Origin of the sequence: Pseudomonas sp. PS02290, from assembly GCF_029960075.1 — a bacterium.
In the GTDB taxonomy this organism is placed as follows: domain Bacteria; phylum Pseudomonadota; class Gammaproteobacteria; order Pseudomonadales; family Pseudomonadaceae; genus Aquipseudomonas.
The window spans coordinates 22,628-41,894 of record NZ_JASCOY010000048.1; the positions used below are offsets into that span (position 1 = coordinate 22,628).

The following is a 19,267-nucleotide window of genomic DNA, read 5'->3' on the forward strand; positions in this document are numbered from 1 at the left end:
CATCTGCAGGGATTCGTGTTCGGTGGAGATGTCGCTCGCACCGCTACGGGTCAGGTCACGCAGGCGAAGCACCAGACCGGCACTCCACCCGCCCCGATGTGTTCAGGGCAAAAACGAAAAACGCCGCAGCCCTGTGCGCTTTCGCGAAGGGGTGCGACGTCTTTGTCGTGAGTGGGCAACCGCCGTTGGCTACCTGTGATGTGTAGCTAGCAATACATGGGCCAAATGTGCGCCGCGAGCTGCGGGCTGGAGAGACGGGCTGGATGAAACCGTCTGGATGAAACCGTCTGGATGAAACAAGCACGCGCGGCTCGGAAAAGGAAAGGCTCAGCCCAGCAATTCACTCATGGCAATGATTTGTTCCGCCACCTGAATCAGTTTCTGCTGCCGGCTCATGGCCTGGCGTCGCATCAGGGTGTAGGCCTCTTCTTCGTTGCACTGCTTCATCTTCATCAGCAGGCCCTTGGCCGTTTCGATGCGCTTGCGTTCGGCCAGTTGCTGGTCGCGGGCATGCAGTTGCGCGCGCAGGTCCTGATCGCTTTCGAAGCGGGCCATGGCCACGTCCAGAATCGGCTGCAGGCGCTGTGCGTGAATGCCTTCGACGATGTAGGCGCTGACCCCGGACTTGATCGCCTGACGCATCACGACCGGGTCGTGCTCGTCGGTAAACATCACGATGGGGCGCGGCAGATCGCGGGTCACCAGCACCACTTGCTCCAGCACGTCACGGCCCGGCGATTCGGTGTCGATGAGGATCACGTCCGGGCGCACGGCCTGGACTCGGGCGGGCAGGTCGATGATCAGCCCGGATTCGTCTATGACCTCGAAGCCGGCCTCGGTCAGCGCCGCTTTCAGGCGCCCGACCTTTTTGGGGGTGTCGTTGATCAACAGGATTCGCAGCATCTTGGCGTCTCCTCAGCGATCAGCATGAACGAGGGCGGCATCGGCCAGCGCGTGCAGCTTGAAGCTGCGGGCGTAACGCGCCGGGTCGCTGCCGTCCCAGATTTTGCCGTCGATCAACTGGCTGCTGCGCATCGGCGACGGCGGGACGGCGATGCCCAGTGCGTCGGCGGCCTCGCGGTACAGGTCGAGCTGCTGGACGCTGCGGGCGACGTCGAGATAATCCGGGTCTTCGCGGAGCAAACCCCAGCGGCGGAACTGGGTCATGAACCACATGCCGTCGGACAGCCAGGGCATGTTCACCTGACCGTCGCCATGGAAGCGGATCGCGTGGTGGTCGTGCCATCGGTTGCCGAGCCCGTCGTCGTACTCGCCCAGTAGCCGGGATTCGATGGCGCCGACCGGTGCATTCACGTACTCGGCGGCGCTGAGCAGCTGCGCGGTGCTGCGCCGGTTGTCGGTGCTCTCTTCGATGAAACGGCTGGCTTCAAGCACCGCCATCACCAGCGCTCGCGCCGTGTTCGGGTACTGCTCGGCAAATTCCAGGCTGCACGCCAACACCTTTTCCGGGTGATCCGGCCAGATGGCCTGGGAGGTCGCCAGGGTGAAACCCAGGTTCTGCTGAACCGCGCTGGCACCCCACGGCTCACCGACGCAAAAGCCGTCGATGCGCCCGGCCTGCAAGTGCTCGACCATCTGCGGCGGTGGCACCACCACGCTGTCGACGTCGCGCAACGGATGAATGCCCTGGCTCGCGAGCCAGTAATACAGCCACAACGCATGATTGCCGGTGGGGAAGGTTTGAGCGAAGGTCAGTTTTGAGTCGCATTGGTGCGTGCGCCGATCGAGTGCCTCAGGAGTGGTCACGCCGGCATCCTGCAGCGCCCTCGACAGGTTGATGCTCTGGCCGTTCTGGTTCAGCCCCATCAGCACGGCCATGTTTTTTGCCGGCCCGGCCAGCCCCAGTTGCACGGCATAGACCAGACCGTAAAGGCTGTGGGCGGCGTGAAGTTCGCCGCTGACCAGTTTGTCGCGCAGGTTGGCCCACGATGTCTGCCGGTGCAGGTTGATGTGCAGGCCATAGGGCTGAGCGAAGCCCTGGGTCGCGGCGACGATCAGTGAGGCGCTGTCGGTCAGCGCCATGAAGCCGAGGTCGACACTGGTCAGTTCCGGTGCATCGCTGCCGTTGACCCAGGCCAGCGAGGGTGTAAGCGTGTCATTCATGAGTGCCATTCCGCGTGGAGGCCGACGCGCTGGTCAGCGCTGCCAATCGTCCAAAAAAAACGCCGCCTCGCCCCGATCGAACCGGGGCGCCAGCGACGTCGTTGTCCTGTGTCTCGCTCCGCCATTGGATCGAGTCGATATAGGCACTAAGCAAGCCATATGCCAGCGGGAGCCGAGGTTGTAAGCAAAGTTCTCGACATGCCTCGCGCTTCGCCCGCACCGGCGTTTATAATCCGCCGCTGATCCCAGCCGCAATCGAGCCGCCCCCGCCCATGTATAACCTGGCCCGCCAGTTACTGTTCAAACTCTCCCCGGAAACCTCCCACGATCTGTCCATTGACCTGATCGGAGCGGGCGGGCGTCTGGGGCTCAACGGCCTGTTCAACAAGGCGCCGATGCAGTTGCCGGTGACCGTAATGGGCCTGCGCTTCCCCAACCCGGTCGGGCTGGCGGCAGGGCTGGACAAGAACGGCGCGGCCATCGACGGCTTCGCCCAACTGGGCTTCGGTTTCGTCGAGATCGGCACGGTCACGCCGCGCCCGCAGCCGGGCAATCCAAAACCGCGCGTATTCCGTCTGCCCCACGCCCAGGCGATCATCAACCGCATGGGCTTCAACAACCTGGGCGTCGACCATCTGGTGAGCCGGGTGCAGGCCGCGCAGTACAACGGCGTGCTGGGCATCAACATCGGCAAGAACGTCGACACGCCGGTCGAGCGCGCCGTGGATGACTACCTCATTTGCCTGGACAAGGTGTACGCCCACGCCAGTTACATCACCGTCAACGTCAGCTCGCCCAACACGCCGGGACTGCGCAGCCTGCAATTCGGCGATTCGCTCAAGCAACTGCTCGAAGCCCTGCGGGTGCGTCAGGAAGCGCTGACGCTGATCCACGGCAAACGCGTGCCGCTGGCGATCAAGATTGCCCCGGACATGAGCGACGAAGAGACCGTGCTGGTCGCCAGCGCGTTACTGGAATCGGGGATGGACGCGGTGATCGCGACCAACACCACCCTCAGCCGCAAGGGCGTCGAGGGTTTGCCCCACGGTGACGAAGCGGGCGGGCTTTCGGGCGCGCCGGTGCGCGAGCAGAGCACGCACATCGTCAAGGTGCTGGCGGGTGAGTTGGGTGGGCGCTTGCCGATCATTGCCGCTGGCGGCATCACCGAAGGCAGGCACGCAGCCGAGAAGATCGCGGCGGGGGCGAGTCTGGTGCAGATTTATTCGGGCTTTATCTATAAAGGGCCGGCGCTGATTCGCGAGTCGGTGGACGCGATCGCAGCGATGACTCGCCAAGCGGTCTGATCGCTAGTGGCGTTAACGAAAAGAGGGGTTCCGACTGGAACCCCTCTTGGGCTTTAGCCCGCCGCCCGGGTGGGGCGTGCGTGGTCATGATGAAGCGATCAGGAATGTCGAAGAAGCTTTAGGTCAGGCTGTAACGTGAGGGTGGCGTCAGCCGACCGCGTGAAGTTCGTTGAGTCTGTGAATGCCCGCAGTGCCGGTCATACCGTCCCAGTTGTCGCCGCGTCCTTCTCGCCAGCCATTGATCCAGGCTTGACGCACTGACGGTAGAGTAAATGGGCAAAGCTCACGGGATTTACCGGATACGCCGTACTGGTATCCGCGCGAAAATGCTCTTTCCATCGGATCACGCTTAAGTCTTCTCATAGGGTGTTGCCCTCGTTTGTTGACTGTAATGTCCCTGGAGACCTCAGGTTGAGGTCCGGCAGAAAATCCTCTGCCGTTAGCAGCCCGCTGCCGGCGTCGCGGGCTTGCGGCCACCGCCGTTGCGGCGATGACCTTGGGTGATTTCTAACCAATGAGGCATACGCTGTGAATGATCGTTTTGTCATAAGAACGTAACCATTCAGGCATTACGACCATAAGCGCTGACGCGTTTCAGCGCAGTTTTGTAAGAGGGCCCCTTTGAACCGGGGCTTTCACGTGGCAGTGCAAGTGTTTCGCAATTGAGAGTGCTGGCCGTTTGCGGTCAGTGGAAAAACGACGAAGGGTCGGCGATGTGACTTTTTATTGCAGCCACCGTCGTGCTGAATAGTGGTTTTTTAACATCAAAACGTCGGCGTTGATGCGCTGGCGGACCGTCGCACTCGAAATGTATCGGTGCGAGGGACAGGCACAAACTGTGTGCCGCGCAGGCGTCCTCCTTGAAAGGCGTCTGTTGGAATCGGGCCGGACAATGCGTTGTCCGGCCGCTATGGCCTTAGGCTCTGGAATACTCATGTCGGACCGTTACGAACTTTTCCTCACCTGCCCAAAAGGCCTCGAAGGCTTGCTGGCGGAGGAAGCCACCGCCCTCGGTCTCGAGGAAACCCGCGAACATACTTCCGCCATCCGCGGCACCGCCGACATGGAAACCGCCTACCGGCTGTGCCTGTGGTCACGTCTGGCCAACCGGGTGCTGCTGGTGCTCAAGCGTTTCCCGATGAAAGATGCCGAGGACCTCTACCACGGCGTGCATGACATCGAGTGGGCTGACCATCTGGAAGCGGAAGGCACGCTGGCCGTGGAGTTCAGCGGCCACGGTTCGGGCATCGACAACACCCATTTCGGCGCATTGAAGGTCAAGGACGGCATCGTTGACCGCCTGCGCACGGCAGACGGCGTACGCCCGTCGGTGGACAAGCTCAACCCGGACCTGCGCGTGCACCTGCGTCTGGACCGCGGCGAAGCGATTCTGTCCCTGGACCTCTCCGGCCATAGCCTGCACCAGCGCGGCTACCGTCTGCAGCAAGGCGCCGCGCCGCTCAAGGAAAACCTGGCCGCCGCGATCCTGATCCGTTCCGGCTGGCCGCGCATTGCCGCTGAAGGCGGCGCGCTGGCTGACCCGATGTGCGGCGTGGGTACTTTCCTGGTCGAAGCGGCGATGATTGCCGCCGACATCGCGCCCAACCTCAAGCGCGAGCGCTGGGGTTTCTCCGCCTGGCTGGGCCACGTGCCGGCGATCTGGCGCAAGCTGCATGACGAAGCGCTGGAGCGTGCGCAAGCGGGTCTGGCGAAGCCGCCGCTGTGGATTCGGGGTTACGAAGCCGATCCGCGTCTGATCCAGCCGGGCCGCAACAACGTCGAGCGCGCCGGCCTGAGCGAGTGGATCAAGATCTACCAGGGCGAAGTGGCGACCTTCGAGCCGCGTCCCGATCAGAACCAGACCGGTCTGGTCATCTGCAACCCGCCGTACGGCGAGCGTCTCGGTGACGAAGCCAGCCTGTTGTATCTCTACCAGAACCTCGGCGAGCGCCTGCGTCAGGCCTGCCTGAACTGGGAAGCGGCGGTGTTCACCGGTGCGCCTGACCTGGGCAAGCGCATGGGCATTCGCAGCCACAAGCAGTACGCGTTCTGGAACGGCGCACTGCCGTGCAAGCTGTTGTTGATCAAAGTGCTGCCGGATCAGTTCGTCACCGGCGAGCGTCGCACCCCGGAGCAGCGTCAGGCCGAGCGTGAGCAAGCCGCCTACGATCAGGCGCCGGACGAGCCGCAGGAGCGCCAGTACAACAAGAATGGCAACCCGATCAAGCCGACGCCGGCCCCCGCGCCGGTCATCGAGCAACCGCGCCTGAGCGAAGGCGGGCAGATGTTCGCCAATCGCCTGCAGAAGAACGTCAAGGCGTTGAGCAAGTGGGTCAAGCGCGAAGGCATCGATTGCTACCGCGTCTACGATGCGGACATGCCCGAATACGCCATGGCCATCGACCTGTACCACGACTGGGTCCATGTTCAGGAGTATGTGGCGCCGAAGTCCATTGATCCGGAAAAGGCTTCGATCCGCATGTTCGATGCGCTGGCGGCCATTCCTCAGGCACTGGGCATCGATAAGAGCCGCGTGGTGGTCAAGCGGCGCGAACGCCAGAGCGGCACCAAGCAGTACGAGCGCCAGAGCGCCCAGGGCAAATTCAACGAGGTCAACGAAGGCGGGGTGAAGCTGCTGGTCAACCTCACGGATTACCTGGACACCGGCCTGTTCCTCGATCACCGGCCGATGCGCATGCGGATCCAGCGCGAAGCGGCGGGCAAGCGGTTCCTCAACCTCTACTGCTACACCGCGACCGCCAGCGTGCACGCAGCCAAGGGCGGCGCGCGCAGCACCACCAGTGTCGATCTGTCGAAAACCTACCTGGACTGGGCGCGTCGCAACCTGTCGCTGAACGGCTTCTCGGACAAGAATCGTCTGGAGCAGGGCGACGTGATGGTGTGGCTGGAGGCCAGTCGCGAAGAGTACGACCTGATCTTCATCGACCCGCCGACCTTCTCCAACTCCAAGCGCATGGAAGGCGTGTTCGACGTCCAGCGCGATCAGGTTCAACTGATCGACCTGGCTATGGCGCGTCTGGCGCCGGGCGGCGTGCTGTATTTCTCCAATAACTTCCGCAAATTCCAGCTCGAAGAGACGCTGGTGGAGCGTTATGCGGTGGAGGAGATCACCCAGCACACCGTCGACCCGGACTTTGCACGCAACGGCAAAATCCACCGCGCGTGGAAGATCACCGCGCGCTGAGGGTGAATGGCAGGCTGAAGCGTCGGGATAACTGACGCATCAGCCTGGGTTTCCCGAAGCCGATGCGCCTGCGCGTCGCTCACACTGGCCACGCCGCTGATGATCAGCGCTGCACCGCCACGCACTTGATTTCCACCAGCAGTCCCGGCCTGGCCAGTTCGCTGACGCCGAGGCAGGTCCACGCGCAGGTGCCCCGGGGGAAGACCTTGTCCTTCACCTCCCTGAACACGGGCATGTGACGGTGCAGATCGACGTGGTAGGTCGTCAGGTCGACGACGTCTTCGAAGGTGCATCCTCCAGCGGCCAGCACGAGCCGCAGGTTTTCCCACGCGGCCAGGAATTGCTGCTCCGGGTCTTCGATGACTGTCAGCTCAGGGGTGCGACCGACCTGACCGGCGCAGTAAAGCGTTTTGCCGACCTTGACGGCAGGGGCATAGCCCGCGCGCTCGGCGAGTAGACGCATTTCGTCCGGGACGATGAGTTGACGGTCGGTCATGGGGTGGGCACTTTGAGTTTCGTTGGAGGCGCACGCTATCCCAGGTGGTTGATGTCCGTCCAGAGCGTGGGTGGCGTCTCGGTTTTCGAGAGGTGATGTGTGGCGGGCCCGAACGTCAGCGTTTTTCCGTTTTGCATTGAGAGCGCAGAAAGAACGTCGGCGCGAAGTGTTCGGGTGGCAAAACCTTCCGCGCCTCCTTGCCCGGTAGTCCAGGATAAATCACACTCCGAACGCCAGGTCATGATCATCGGGAAAGGATGAGTCCATTTTTTGAGGCAAGGGAATGCGTAAATCAAGAGTCATCATAATAGCCACCCTGTCAGGGCTGATAGGGGCTGTTTTGCCCATGATAACGATGGCTTACATTTCCTGGGAAAGGGCCCTGGCCAAAGAACGAACGCATTTGGAGACCTACTCCGAGCGAGCACTCAAAAACATTAGTTTGTCATTGCAGCAAGGACTTGGCGTTATATCGGACATGGAGAACTGGTCCGGAACTCCGTGCTCTCCCGAGCATATTTCGTTGATGCGAAAAGCGACCGTGAACACCCGTGCGGTGGAAGAAATTGATTATCTTGAGCAAGGGTCGCTTGCTTGTACCTCATGGGGAGTCACGTCGATACTGTCTGGATCGACGACGTCGACCTATACCGATGCGGGCGGCTATAAAATCAATGTTCGCCTCATCCCGCGTGACCATGGGATCCAGCCGATTACGATCATCCATCGTGGTGCCTACAACGTACTTATAAATGCAGAAAGGCTGAGCGACATCATTCTGGATGATCGAATGCAGCTCGGGGTTTTTTACCAAGGCCAGTTAGTGAATGTCTCTCAGGGCGCGGATGAGAAGACGATCTCCCGACTTGCATCAAGTCACGATCGAAATAATAAAGACTATCTCCATGCGGCTTCCACTCAGGACGACTGGTCCGCGCTTGTGATGGAGCCCATTACCAGCGTCGACACAAGCTTTTACAGCGAGCTGGCCTGGATGCTGCCGATTGGCATAGGTATCGGTTTCGTCGTCGTGCTATCCGTCATCCGAATCATGCGCATCAGACTCTCGCCGATGGCGGAGATGCAAATCGCAATCGCCCAGCGGGAGTTCACTGTTCACTATCAACCGATCATTGATCTTGAAACAGAACAATGTACAGGGGCCGAGGCGTTGGTCCGATGGCTGAGGCCGGACGGAACGGTTGTGGCCCCTGATCAGTTCATTCCGCTGGCTGAAGAAACAGGGCTGATTTTGCCCATCACTGACCAAGTCATCCAGGGCGTCGTCAGAGACATGGCGCAACTTCTACGAGATAACCGTCATCTTCATGTCGCCATCAACATATGTGCAGATGATCTTAAATCCGGGCGTTTTCTTGACACGCTTGATCATGCATTGAAAGGCTCCATGATTGACAACAATCAAATATGGATAGAGGCAACTGAGCGAGGCTTCATTGATGTTGAATCGGCCGTCGCGACACTTGAAAGAGCTCGGGCGCTGGGGTTCAAGATAGCAATCGATGACTTTGGTACGGGGTACTCCAGTTTGCAATATCTGGAGCGCCTTCCTGTCAATGTGCTCAAGATAGATAAATCTTTCGTGGACGCCATCGATAAGTCTTCAGCGTCCAGCTCGGTGGTGACGCATATTATTGCAATGGCTAAAACACTGGGTCTGGACATTGTTGCCGAGGGGGTCGAGAGCCCCCATCAAGCAGATTACCTGCGAACGCATAAGGTGGACTACGCTCAAGGTTGGCTGTACTCGAAAGCATTGCCCTCCCAGGATTTTCTGAACTTCATCAATACCCAAAAAAACCGCTAGGCAATCCCCGCGATGTCACACAGGTCGAGGAGCTGGACATTGCGAGAAGCGGGGCACCTTGGCGGTGCCCGCTGCGCTGAGTTTCTGCTCAACAGGGATCAATGCACCGCCCACGAACGGGGTGCCGGAGTGTGGCTGAATTTGGAAATGCCTTTGACCCAGAATCGTCGATGAGGATTCTGGTCCGGCGGCAGCAAGGGCTGACTCGACCACTGGTGATGACGCTTGGCTTCATCGCGATACGCTTTCCACTCCATGGCCTCGGCGGTGTCCTGCGCGGCGCGTTCGTCATCAAACCAGCCCAAAACAGAAACTTCACCTTGATCGCGGCCATGCTCTACCAGCAGAAAAATGTTTGTGTACATACCTGTGCCTTTCACTGATCCGGTCCGACCCGACATTTCGGGCTCTACGAATAGCGTATCGACAGCGGCGGCGGAAAATTTAGCCTCGGGTTTCTCTGCCGGCTTTTGCGGTGTGACGCCCGGCGCCTTCCCGGATAAAGCCGGTCCCACTGATTGCGTGCGATCTCATCGTAGGACCGGCTTCAGCCGGGAAGAGGCCGGTTTGAACGCCATCAAATCCAGCGGTGTGACGGCCGGCGCCTTCCCGGCTAAAGCCGGTCCCACGGGACAGCGGCATCACTTCGGCAGGGGTGTGAGGATGTCGGCCTTGTCGTCCAGCAGAATGAACACCAGCAACTTCGCAGGCTGGGTGGCGCTGGCATTTCGCGATTCGTAGTGTTTGGAGCCAGCCGGCTCGTACCACGTCTGGCCCGCCTTAAAGGTGTTCGCCTTGCCGTCGTTGACTCTCGAGATCACTTCGCCTTCCAGCACGTAAGCGATCGCGCTGCCGCTGTGGCTGTGGCTGTGGGCGATAGAGGCCTGGCCCGGCGTGTAATCGACGGTCAGGACCATAGCTTTTTTGCCCGGTGCATTGAGCATCGGGTGCTCTTCCAGCACGGTGACCTTTTCCTGCTCGGCATCGTGGGCCTGGATGCTCCCCACGGACAGCAAGCCGGCAAAGGCCAGCCAGCAGAGCGGGGCGGTGAGTGGATTGAGGGGGTTCATGAGCAGATCGTCCGGCAGCAATTGATGACCACTACGCTAAGCCCGCCGATGCAACGCGGCTACGTCCAATTGCCCAGAAGATCACGGGACCAATGGCTGATCCCCGGAAACAAAAAAAGGGCCGAATCACATTCGGCCCTTCATCGTATTCAGCGTCGCCCCGGCGCAATCGCGCTCAAGGGCACACGGTCAGCACAACAGCGATTACTTGCTGCCGCTGGACCCGCTTGCGCCACCGCCAGTACCGCCGCCGCTGCCGCCCATGCCGTTGCCGTTGGTCATGCCACCGCCATCAGCGTCGGTGCGGTTGGTGCCGTTGGTGCTGCCCATACCTTTGGTGCCTGGGGTCGACGTGCCTGGCGAGCTGCCGTCGCTGCTCTGACCGCTGGTGGAGGTGCTTGGCTTAGGACCGTTTTTGTCGATCGGATCGGTCGGGCCTGTGGAACCTGCAAATGCGGAGCCAGTAGCAACAGCCATCAGGCCAGCGAGTGTCAGGGCAGTCAATTTTGTCTTGATCATGATGTGAATCCCTTTGTTGTCATGGATACCTATTGGTCAGTCGGGGAATGCAAGAGGTGCATTCGTCCCGACGAACGGTCATCCACGATCACTCAGGTTTGGCTATTTCGCGCGCAGCTCGTATCCCACCGCCAACGTCTGCAGATCAAAGCGATCGGAAATGCTCGAGCAGTAGCTGGTCCGCGCCAGGAACGCCCCGGGGCCGTTCAGATACGACTCGATGTCCTGTGCGCCTTCACACAGCGCTATCGCTCGCCCCTTGAGCAACCCGCTGGCCTGCGCCGAGCGCAGCGCACCGTTGGGCGTCCAGTCGGCGACGATCAGCGCGCCTTCCGGAGCCGATTGTTCGTAACTGTGCACGAAGGCTTCCGCCGAGCGATCCCGCAGGTACGGCGCCATGAAGTAATGGATATCGTCACGGAACGGCAGCGCTTCCTTGTGGGTCGGCAGCGCAACGGCGCCGCCGGCGTAAATCGCGTACACCGCCAGAATGGTCACCGGGCCGCTGAAGGGCAGCGCGTAAGCGACCACGGCGGCCTTGCGACGCGCCAGCCACGCCTGCACATGGATCACGCCGATGATGCTCAACAGCACCGCACCCGGCAGGAAAAACGTGAAGCGATCGGTGACGTTGTACGACACCGCAAAGATGAAGTTCAGCACCGCCGCGCACCACAACAGTCGCAGGCGCCGGCTTCTGGGGAACAGCACCAGCGCCACCAGTTGCGGGCCAAGCAACGATAGCATCAGCAGCGCCACCGAGTTCTTTTCGTGCCACATGTCGTCGAAGCGAAACAGCGAGCCCTGCCAGCTTTGCTCGGTGGGGTTGTCGGGGATGCCGATCAGGTAACGATGGCCGATATCAATCAGGCTCAGGCCGTTCTGCATCTCCTGCAGAACACCGGGAATCGCCACCGCAAAGCCCAGCACAAACCCCGGAATCGTCACCAGAACCCGCGTCCTGTGCTGCCACACCAGTTGCACATACAGCGGGAACAGCACGATGAACGTCAGTTGATGAATGGCCGCAGCCAGCCCGGTGAGGATGCCGATGACGAACAACGCGGTGAGCAGGCCCAGACGCGATTTATCGCGAAAATGCACCATGTACGCCAGGGTCACCAGCAGCGTGTGCAGCAGGTAAACCTCGGCCTTGGTCGAGACCCAGAACACGCAATGGCATAACACCGCAGCGGCAATCGCCAGCAAGGCCTGCTGCGACGTGGCGCCGACGCCCTTGGCTAGACGGAAGATCGCCCAGCCCAGCGGGATCAGCAGCATCGAGTTCATGAAGCTCAGCACCAACGGGCCGAAATTCGCGAACAGCGCCGTGGTGACGAACAGGTACAACGGGTGATCCAGCGGCCCGAGGGTTTCGCTGAAGTAGCGGCCCTGCGAGGCGTCGGCGATGAAGATGCCATTGTCCATCCACTGAATCGGCCCGCTGGAGGCCAGAAAACTCCAGAGGACGGCGGCCACCGCCAGCAACAGGGGAATGCCAAACAACGCTCGATAACGTACTGCTGCCACCATGACTTGCACTCCTGTCCCTTAATCCCGTCGAAAAGCGTTATTGAATCGGTTGAACCCGAGGCGCCGATGCCTCGCCTTTGAGCCTGACCAGCATCACCGCGCCGATGGCCACGGCGAACCACAGCGTCGCCAGCCGAATCAGTACGGTGGCGGCCACGGCGTCGGCGCTGTTCATGCCTTTCCAGACCAGCAGCCCGACCATTACCGCCTCCGCGCCGCCGAGGCCGCCGGGCATGAAGCTCACTGCGCCGGCCAGCATTGCCAGGGCGTAGACGAACACCGCGAAGGTCAGCGGGATGTCGGCGCCCATCCATTTCAGAATCCAGTCGAACGCCAGCGCCTCGGCGTTCCAGGCGACGACGCTGAGGGCGGTCAGGCCGAGCATCAGGCGCAGGCGATGGCATTGCTGCGCATGCACCAGCACCTGCAGCAGATGGCGCAGCAGCCCGAGCACCTTGCCGCCACCGGCTGGCACGTTTTTGGTGATCCGCTCAAGCAGGCGACGTTGCGACAGCACCACCAGCCCGACCGCCACCAGCGTCACGCCGACCACGATCATCGGCCACGCCTGGGGGTACAGCGACAGGCCGAACAGGGTCAGCAACACCACCGCAAACAGGTCCGAAAGCCGTTCGCTGAAAAACGCCGCGAAGCTCTGCGGGTACGGCACGCCCCAGCGTTTGAGCAGGACGCCGCGCAACGCCTCACCGGCCTTACCCGGCGTGGTGGTCAGGGCAAAGCCGGCCAGGTAAATGTTCAGGCTCGGCCGCCACGGCATCGGATGGCCGAGCACCTTCAGGTAGGTCTGCCAGCGGACAAAGCGCAGCCCGTAATTCACAGACGACATGAGCAGCGCGATGGCGATGCCGACCAATCCGACCTCACTCACCGCGGCGCCCACCGCCTGCCAGCCGCCCCACAGCGAAAAGCCCAGATACCCCAGCGCCGAACCGACCACCGACAGCACCACCGCGCGGTAGCGCCAGCCAGACAGGTGCGAAGGCTCTGTCACAGCTTCGCTCATAGATTCAGCCTCTTGAACACCGGCTGCGGAATTGACCGAATGACCAGCATGATCAGCGCCCAGAAACCCGGTGCGTAGAGCGTCGGCACTTTGTTGGCGATGCCCTTGACGATGCGCTGGGCAACCTGCGTCGGTTGCGCCAGCAAGGCTGCCGGCAACGACAGCCCCTGGGTCATCGGCGTGTCGACAAATCCCGGCTTGATGGTGGTGACGTGCACGCCGACCTTGAACAGCCGCGCCTGCAAGCCTTCGCAGTAGGTCGACACCGCCGCCTTGGCGCTGCCGTAGAGGTAGTTGGAAGGGCGGCCTCGGTCAGCCGCCACCGAAGAAATGATCGCCAGGCTGCCGCAGCGCTGGGTTTCGAAGTGCATCGCCAGCACGGTGAGCAGGGCGATCACCGAGGTGCAGTTATTGGCGAATTCCTTGAGGGCCATGTGCACGTCGCGCTCGCAGGCCTTTTGGTCCGGCAGCGTGCCGTGGGCGATCAGGGCGATGTCGATCTGACCCAGGGCGGTCAGGCAGCGCCCCATCATCAGCGGGTGCGCCTCGATGTCGTTGGCGTCCATCTCGTGCAGCGTGACGTTGGTGGCGCCGCGCGCCTTGAGGTCAGCGGCGGTCTGCTGCAGCTTCTCGACGTTGCGCGCCACGAGGAAAAAATCGCTGCCTTCCGTGGCCCACAAACGCGCGCAGGCACTGGCGATGGCGGAGGTGGCGCCGATGATCAGGACTTTCTTCACGGCAGTTTTCAAAGGATCACACGGCTCCAGAAACGGGACATCAAAGAGGGATCGCGCAGCGCTTCCAGCTGCTCCCAGGCGGGGTAGGCACGACGGAAATCGGCGCCACTCATGTGGGCGTCCTTGGCCGGGTACAACCGCCCGCCGGCAGCGCGAACAATGTCGTCCAGACGTGGGAACAGAACGTTTTCCAGCGCCTCGCTCTGGGCAAAATCCAGCGCCAGCGAAGTGCCCTCCAGCGGGAATGACAGCAGACCCGGCGAAGCAATGTCGCCACAGCGCTTGAGCACGGCGAGGAACGAGCCCTGGCCGGCGTCGGCGATGGTGCGCAGCAGTTCGCCCATGGCCGCTTCGGCGTTCGCCGCAGGCACCACACACTGGTATTGCTGAAAACCCCGGCGGCCATAAATACGGTTCCAGTGCAGGATCCGGTCGAGGGGGTAGAAGAAGGGTTCGTAAGCACTGCGGCCCTGCTTGCGCTGGCTGGGGTGCAGGCGCCAGTACAGGCTGTTGAAGGCGCTGAGGGAGATTTTGTTGATCAGCGACACCGGCGGCGTCAGCGGCACGCTGAGCTTCTTGCGCTGACCGACGTCGAGGGAGCCGTACTGCGCGTGATCACCAACGATGAACACCCCGCGTCCGGTCTCGGCGCCCTTGGCCAGGCAGTCGACCCAGGCAACGCTGTACTCATGACGCGCGTCGAGCTCGGTCGACAGCGCAAAAAACTCGGCCAGATTGGCGAAGCGCACGGTGGTGGTGTCGATCTGGCTGGCGCGGATCGGCATCAGCTGAATCTGCGCCCAGTGAATGACCCCGGTCAGGCCGAGGCCGCCGATGCTGGCGGCGAACAGGTCGGGGTGGGCATCAGGCGAGCACGTCACTTCCGGCTCGCCATGGCGCAACAGGCCGAAGCCCAGCACATGACGGCCGAAGGTGCCGCGCACGTGATGGTTTTTGCCGTGGACGTCGTTGGCGATGGCGCCGCCCAGGGTCGCGAACTGAGTCCCGGGCGTCACCGGCAAAAACCAGCCTTGGGGGATGGCCACGGCCAGCACTTCCGCCAGGGTAATGCCGGCTTCGGCCTTGATCACGCCGGTGGTCCAGTCGGCGTCGATCAGCCGGTCCAGCGAGCGCATGTGCAGCACTTCGTCGCTGGCGGCCAGGCAACTGTCGCCGTAGCTGCGGCCGTTGCCGTAGGGCAGGCTGCTGCGGTGGGCGCCGATCACGCGGTCCATCTGCGCCGGCAGTTCGTCCAGCCACACGCAGCCGTGACCGCGTTGCGGTCGACGGGGGAAACGTCCCCAGGAATACAACGGTGCGCTCATGCGGCGATCCAGAACATCATCAGAAATGCGGCGCCGATCAGTTGGCTGGTGCGGTCACGGATGGCGAACACCACCGGGTCTTCGTTCATCTGCCCGCGATGGGTCAGCATCCACACCCGCGTCACCCAAAACAGCAGCAGCGGGCAGGCCAGCCAGATGATGTGCGGCGTGACGTACAGCTCGGTGGTTTTCGCGTCCTGGATGTACAGCGCCAGCACCATCACCGCGAGGTAACCCGACGACGCCCCCAGGGAGGCGATCATGTCCAGGTCGCCGGGGTGGTAACCGCGGCCGCGGGCCAGGGTGTTCACCTCCCGGGCGCGGGCATCGCGCAGCTCGGCGTAGCGCTTGACCATCGCCAGGCTGAGGAAGATGAACATCGAGAACGCGAGGATCCAGAACGTCAGGGTCAGGCTGAACGCCGCGACGCCGGCAATGATCCGCGCGGTGTAGAGCATCGCCAGGGCAATCACGTCCCAGGCCATCAAGCGTTTGAGTCTCAGCGAATACGTCAGCGTCAGGCCGTAGTAGGCAGCCATCACTGCCGAGAACTGCCAGGGCAGGAGCAACAGCGCGGCGCCAAAGGCCATCGCCAACAGCGTCGGCACCATCACCAGCCCGGTCTTGATCGACAGACGCCCACTGGCGAACGGCCGGTTGCATTTGCTCTTGTGGTGGCGGTCGTCGCACAGGTCCAGCAGGTCGTTCAGGATGTAGACGCTGGAGGCGCACAGGCCGAAGCAGAGGAAGGCGATGACCCCGTCGCGCATCAGCTCGAACTGCGCCAGGCGATGGGACGCCAGCAGCGGCACGAAGATCAGCGCGTTCTTCAGCCACTGGTGAAGGCGCAGGGCCCTGCGCCAGTCGCGCAGGCTTGGCGTGTTGCTATGAATGGTCGGTTCGACGCGGACTTGCGCGTTTACTTTTGCTTCCACACCGCGATCGGGGTTGACCACATAGGCGTGGCGGGACACATCCCATATGGGCAAATCATCTTTCGAGTTGCCGACGTAATCGAATCCACCCTCGCCGAAGTGCGCAACTAACAGGTCGCGTTTGTTGTTGCCGGACAAGTTGCGGTTGGCATTGGACGCCAGCACCAGATCAAATAGCTGCAGATGTTCGGCGATGCGCTCGGCCAGGCTTACATGACTCGCCGTCGCCAGTACCACCATCCGGCCGGTGTCGCGTTCGCGCTGGATCATCTCGAGGATCTGCGGATCGTACGGGAGCACTGATACGTCTATTTCGGAGTTGAGGGCCAGGCCTTCCTTGAGGGCGGCCTTGCCGTTGAACAGCCACCCCAGCATTTTCAGGGCTTTCAGCGGCTGGCCTCGAACAAACGCCATGGCCGTTTCCATGAGCAGATCCGAGCGCAATAACGTGCCGTCTAGATCAACTACCAACGGTGGGGAAGTTTCGAGAACTCGTCCCTGAATTCTGGCCATAGTGAGTGCTCCTGTAGGGTCACAGGACTATAAACAAAATAGGATTTTCACAACTTCATTTAAATTAAAGGGGCTCGCCCGGCACGTCGGCGAAGTGGCGTCAGAATAAAATGGCGTGTTTTTGAGGGAAGTCTGCGGGATTGTTTCTTATTAATAAGTCGAGCGCTGCCGGGGAATTGGCGACCAACTAATGACTTCTCGAGAGTGACGGTTTAGTGCCGTATTCAATTCGTCGATTCTCGTCTGTCTGGGTTCAGCGTGCTCCCAGTGGCAGCGCCAGAGCCTGACCTGGGAACGGCGCTGTCGTTTCGACTCACATCGCAGTCATAATGACTCGGCCCTTGCACCCCTTTCCCATGCCATGACCGGGAGCTTCCATGACCCATCCTTTGCTGCTGGCGCTGATTCCGCTGGTTGCCGACCTGTCCCGGGACCTGCCGGACGATGAGCGCTATCGCCGGTTGCTGCGCTCGCTGCGCCAGCTATTTCCGTGTGACGCCGTGGCGTTGCTCAAGCGGGAGGATGAGGTGCTGGTGCCCTTGTCCGTCGAGGGCTTGAGCCCGGACACACTGGGGCGACGATTCCGGCTGGGGGAGCACCCGCGGCTGGACATCATTCTGCAAAACCGCGAACCCACGCGTTTTTCCACCGACTGCGACCTGCCGGACCCTTACGACGGGCTGGTCGAAGGGGTGCATGGCGATCTGGAGGTGCACGATTGCCTCGGCTGCCCGCTTTACGTGCAGAACACGCTGTGGGGGGTGATCACGCTGGATTCTGTTGATCCGGCGCGCTTTGGCCGGGTTGATCTGGGCGATCTCCAGGCGTTCGCCAGCCTGGCGGCGGCCACCGTGATGGCCAGCGAGCGGATCAGCCAACTGGCGCGCGGCTTTGAGGATCAACGCCACTTGGCCGAGGTGTACAAACGTGCCGCAGGCGGACGCGGGCCCCGGGAGCTGATCGGCCAAAGCCCGGTGCACAAACGTTTGCAGCAGGAAATCCAGTTGGTGGGCAACAGCCCGCTGACGGTCTTGATTACCGGCGAAACCGGTGTGGGCAAAGAGCTGGTTGCCGAGGCCATTCACCTGCAGTCACCCCGGGCACGAAAGCCGCTGATCAGCCTCAATTGCGCCGCGCTGCCGGAACAGCTGGTGGAAAGCGAGTTGTTCGGTCACGTCAAAGGTGCGTTTTCCGGCGCGGTCAGTGGGCGCAGCGGCAAATTCGAGCTGGCCCACGGCGGTTCGTTGTTCCTCGACGAGGTGGGCGAGCTGCCGCTGCCGGTGCAGTCGAAGCTGCTGCGGGTTTTGCAGAGCGGTCAGTTGCAGCGGGTAGGGTCCGATCAGGAGCATCGCGTGGACGTGCGCATCATCGCCGCGACCAACCGTGATCTGGCGGAAGAGGTACGCGCCGGTCGCTTCCGCGCGGATCTCTATCACCGCCTGAGCGTTTACCCGCTGGTGGTGCCGCCGTTGCGCGAACGGGGTCGCGATGTGTTGCTGCTGGCGGGGTATTTTCTGGAGGAGAACCGGGCGCGGATGGGGCTGCGCAGTTTGCGCATGAGCCCGGCGGCGCAGGCGGTGCTGTTGGCGTATCCGTGGCCGGGGAACGTGCGGGAGCTGGAGCATCTGATCAGCCGCGCGGTGCTCAAGGCGCTGTCGGTGCACGGCGAGCGGCCGCGGGTTCTGACGATCGAGGCGGAGGTGTTGGGGCTTGATGAGTTGCGGGTGGCGGCACCCGCTTTGGCGCAGGTGCACGGCGCCATGCCGGTGATTCAGCCGGGGGAGGGGTTGAAGGAGGCAGTGGACGGGTTTCAGAAGCGGTTGATTGGTGAGGCGCTGGAGCGGCATCAGGGGAAATGGGCGGACGTGGCGCGGGAGTTGGGTGTTGATCGGGCTAACCTCAGTCGCCTGGCCCGGCGACTGGGGATTCGGTAGGTTTTTTCGGATCAAGATCCTTAGGATCAAGAGCGTCTGCCTGGGGGCAGACTGTTTCGCCTTCGGCGAGTTACTTGGAAAAGCACCCCAAGTAACCAAGGGTGCTTGCTCCCGGTTTGGCCCTTCCTTCGTCAGGGTTCCTTCACTCCGGTCTCGCTCCGTGGGCCCCCCGCCATCCGCCATCCATGGCGGGGGGCGGCTCTCGCGGCATCCATGCCGCTCGGCCCACTGCGCGAAACCTGCGTTCAGCCTGCACCCAAGTCGCGTTTTGTGTCGTTTGAGCCTTTTGCGTATGAAGATCAAGATCAAAAGCAGATCAAAGGCTTCCCGGCTAAAGCCAGTCCTACAGGAAACCGCGTGCATTCAGTGGGACCGGCTTTAGCCGGGAAGAGGCCAGCCCAGCCGCCAACAATCTTGCTGACTGTACCGCCTACCTGTGGGAGCGAGCTTGCTCGCGAATGCTTTATCTCAAACACCAGATATCCGATGGATGTACCGGACCCTTCGTGAGCAAGCTCACTCCCACAAGTCCTTAGCCCTTGATCTGCTTTTGATCTTCAAACACAAAACTCCCAGACGACGCCAATCGCGACTTGGGTGCAGGCTGAACGCAGGTCTCGTGGAGTGGGCCGAGCCGCATGGATGCGGCGAGAGCTGCCCCCCGCCATGGATGGCGGATGGCAGCGGGCCCACGGAGCGAGACCGGAGTGAAGGAACCCT

The 19,267-nt window shown here is 61.8% G+C and carries 16 protein-coding genes; 4 read left to right on the forward strand and 12 right to left on the reverse strand.

Features of this window, described 5'->3' with window-relative positions; all coding sequences use genetic code 11:
* Positions 1-327: 327 nt before the first annotated feature.
* Together QMX88_RS18990 and QMX88_RS18995 are read right to left on the reverse strand one after the other, a co-directional pair.
* Positions 328-903 carry an ANTAR domain-containing response regulator gene (locus tag QMX88_RS18990; RefSeq protein ID WP_172612633.1) on the reverse strand — a complete coding sequence of 192 codons (576 nt, stop codon included), beginning with the start codon at positions 901-903 and terminating at the stop codon, positions 328-330.
* Between the two features lie 12 nt (positions 904-915).
* Entirely contained in the window at positions 916-2,124 is a 1,209-nt protein-coding gene (locus QMX88_RS18995; RefSeq protein ID WP_282371839.1) for a CmpA/NrtA family ABC transporter substrate-binding protein, read from the reverse strand.
* Positions 2,125-2,396: 272 nt separating this feature from the next.
* On the opposite strand from QMX88_RS18995, the gene QMX88_RS19000 reads away from it, so the two are divergent.
* The gene (locus QMX88_RS19000; protein WP_192172446.1) at positions 2,397-3,428 is read left to right on the forward strand and encodes a quinone-dependent dihydroorotate dehydrogenase; all 1,032 of its coding nucleotides are present in this window, start codon (positions 2,397-2,399) and stop codon (positions 3,426-3,428) included.
* Between the two features lie 147 nt (positions 3,429-3,575).
* On the opposite strand, the gene rmf is transcribed toward QMX88_RS19000, so the two are convergent.
* Entirely contained in the window at positions 3,576-3,791 is a 216-nt protein-coding gene (gene rmf, locus QMX88_RS19005; protein ID WP_074887169.1) for a ribosome modulation factor, read from the reverse strand.
* Positions 3,792-4,362: 571 nt separating this feature from the next.
* On the opposite strand from rmf, the gene rlmKL reads away from it, so the two are divergent.
* The gene (gene rlmKL / locus QMX88_RS19010; RefSeq protein ID WP_192172447.1) at positions 4,363-6,633 is read left to right on the forward strand and encodes a bifunctional 23S rRNA (guanine(2069)-N(7))-methyltransferase RlmK/23S rRNA (guanine(2445)-N(2))-methyltransferase RlmL; all 2,271 of its coding nucleotides are present in this window, start codon (positions 4,363-4,365) and stop codon (positions 6,631-6,633) included.
* A 103-nt stretch (positions 6,634-6,736) separates the two neighbouring features.
* Here rlmKL and QMX88_RS19015 read toward each other — a convergent pair whose 3' ends face one another.
* Positions 6,737-7,129: a RidA family protein gene (locus QMX88_RS19015; RefSeq protein WP_192172448.1), complete on the reverse strand. Its 393-nt coding sequence runs from the start codon at positions 7,127-7,129 to the stop codon at positions 6,737-6,739.
* 355 nt (positions 7,130-7,484) lie between these two features.
* Here QMX88_RS19015 and QMX88_RS19020 point away from each other — a divergent pair, with 355 nt between their 5' ends.
* Positions 7,485-8,957 (forward strand): EAL domain-containing protein, encoded by a 1,473-nt coding sequence (locus QMX88_RS19020; protein WP_282371840.1) that lies wholly within the window; start codon positions 7,485-7,487, stop codon positions 8,955-8,957.
* Between the two features lie 98 nt (positions 8,958-9,055).
* Here QMX88_RS19020 and QMX88_RS19025 read toward each other — a convergent pair whose 3' ends face one another.
* From QMX88_RS19025 to QMX88_RS19060, 8 genes are all read right to left on the reverse strand, one after another.
* A complete protein-coding gene (locus QMX88_RS19025) occupies positions 9,056-9,322 on the reverse strand; it encodes a hypothetical protein (RefSeq protein ID WP_192172450.1) in 267 nt (88 codons plus the stop codon).
* A 276-nt stretch (positions 9,323-9,598) separates the two neighbouring features.
* Positions 9,599-10,027 (reverse strand): cupin domain-containing protein, encoded by a 429-nt coding sequence (locus QMX88_RS19030; protein WP_282371841.1) that lies wholly within the window; start codon positions 10,025-10,027, stop codon positions 9,599-9,601.
* Positions 10,028-10,231: 204 nt separating this feature from the next.
* Positions 10,232-10,546: a hypothetical protein gene (locus QMX88_RS19035; protein ID WP_192172452.1), complete on the reverse strand. Its 315-nt coding sequence runs from the start codon at positions 10,544-10,546 to the stop codon at positions 10,232-10,234.
* A gap of 102 nt (positions 10,547-10,648) precedes the next feature.
* A complete protein-coding gene (locus QMX88_RS19040; protein ID WP_282371842.1) occupies positions 10,649-12,079 on the reverse strand; it encodes a DUF2723 domain-containing protein in 1,431 nt (476 codons plus the stop codon).
* A 37-nt stretch (positions 12,080-12,116) separates the two neighbouring features.
* Entirely contained in the window at positions 12,117-13,091 is a 975-nt protein-coding gene (locus tag QMX88_RS19045; RefSeq protein WP_442969475.1) for a lysylphosphatidylglycerol synthase transmembrane domain-containing protein, read from the reverse strand.
* Between the two features lie 8 nt (positions 13,092-13,099).
* Positions 13,100-13,840 carry an SDR family oxidoreductase gene (locus QMX88_RS19050; protein ID WP_282371849.1) on the reverse strand — a complete coding sequence of 247 codons (741 nt, stop codon included), beginning with the start codon at positions 13,838-13,840 and terminating at the stop codon, positions 13,100-13,102.
* Between the two features lie 8 nt (positions 13,841-13,848).
* The gene (locus QMX88_RS19055; RefSeq protein ID WP_282371844.1) at positions 13,849-15,165 is read right to left on the reverse strand and encodes an FAD-binding oxidoreductase; all 1,317 of its coding nucleotides are present in this window, start codon (positions 15,163-15,165) and stop codon (positions 13,849-13,851) included.
* Positions 15,162-16,613 carry a UbiA family prenyltransferase gene (locus tag QMX88_RS19060; protein WP_282371845.1) on the reverse strand — a complete coding sequence of 484 codons (1,452 nt, stop codon included), beginning with the start codon at positions 16,611-16,613 and terminating at the stop codon, positions 15,162-15,164. Before QMX88_RS19060 ends, QMX88_RS19055 begins: the two co-directional genes overlap by 4 nt.
* A 377-nt stretch (positions 16,614-16,990) precedes the next feature.
* Between QMX88_RS19060 and norR the strand changes: the two genes are divergently transcribed.
* Positions 16,991-18,547 carry a nitric oxide reductase transcriptional regulator NorR gene (gene norR, locus QMX88_RS19065; RefSeq protein ID WP_282371846.1) on the forward strand — a complete coding sequence of 519 codons (1,557 nt, stop codon included), beginning with the start codon at positions 16,991-16,993 and terminating at the stop codon, positions 18,545-18,547.
* The last annotated feature ends 720 nt before the right edge of the window (positions 18,548-19,267 follow it).

Excerpts from the sequence above, each read along its gene's own strand:
- QMX88_RS18990 (WP_172612633.1), bottom strand. The coding sequence starts at position 903 with ATGCTGCGAATCCTGTTGATCAACGACACCCCCAAAAAGGTCGGGCGC.
- QMX88_RS18995 (WP_282371839.1), bottom strand. The coding sequence starts at position 2,124 with ATGAATGACACGCTTACACCCTCGCTGGCCTGGGTCAACGGCAGCGAT.
- QMX88_RS19000 (WP_192172446.1), top strand. The coding sequence starts at position 2,397 with ATGTATAACCTGGCCCGCCAGTTACTGTTCAAACTCTCCCCGGAAACC.
- rmf (WP_074887169.1), bottom strand. The coding sequence starts at position 3,791 with ATGAGAAGACTTAAGCGTGATCCGATGGAAAGAGCATTTTCGCGCGGA.
- rlmKL (WP_192172447.1), top strand. The coding sequence starts at position 4,363 with ATGTCGGACCGTTACGAACTTTTCCTCACCTGCCCAAAAGGCCTCGAA.
- QMX88_RS19015 (WP_192172448.1), bottom strand. The coding sequence starts at position 7,129 with ATGACCGACCGTCAACTCATCGTCCCGGACGAAATGCGTCTACTCGCC.
- QMX88_RS19020 (WP_282371840.1), top strand. The coding sequence starts at position 7,485 with ATGGCTTACATTTCCTGGGAAAGGGCCCTGGCCAAAGAACGAACGCAT.
- QMX88_RS19025 (WP_192172450.1), bottom strand. The coding sequence starts at position 9,322 with ATGTACACAAACATTTTTCTGCTGGTAGAGCATGGCCGCGATCAAGGT.
- QMX88_RS19030 (WP_282371841.1), bottom strand. The coding sequence starts at position 10,027 with ATGAACCCCCTCAATCCACTCACCGCCCCGCTCTGCTGGCTGGCCTTT.
- QMX88_RS19035 (WP_192172452.1), bottom strand. The coding sequence starts at position 10,546 with ATGATCAAGACAAAATTGACTGCCCTGACACTCGCTGGCCTGATGGCT.
- QMX88_RS19040 (WP_282371842.1), bottom strand. The coding sequence starts at position 12,079 with ATGGTGGCAGCAGTACGTTATCGAGCGTTGTTTGGCATTCCCCTGTTG.
- QMX88_RS19055 (WP_282371844.1), bottom strand. The coding sequence starts at position 15,165 with ATGAGCGCACCGTTGTATTCCTGGGGACGTTTCCCCCGTCGACCGCAA.
- QMX88_RS19060 (WP_282371845.1), bottom strand. The coding sequence starts at position 16,613 with ATGGCCAGAATTCAGGGACGAGTTCTCGAAACTTCCCCACCGTTGGTA.
- norR (WP_282371846.1), top strand. The coding sequence starts at position 16,991 with ATGACCCATCCTTTGCTGCTGGCGCTGATTCCGCTGGTTGCCGACCTG.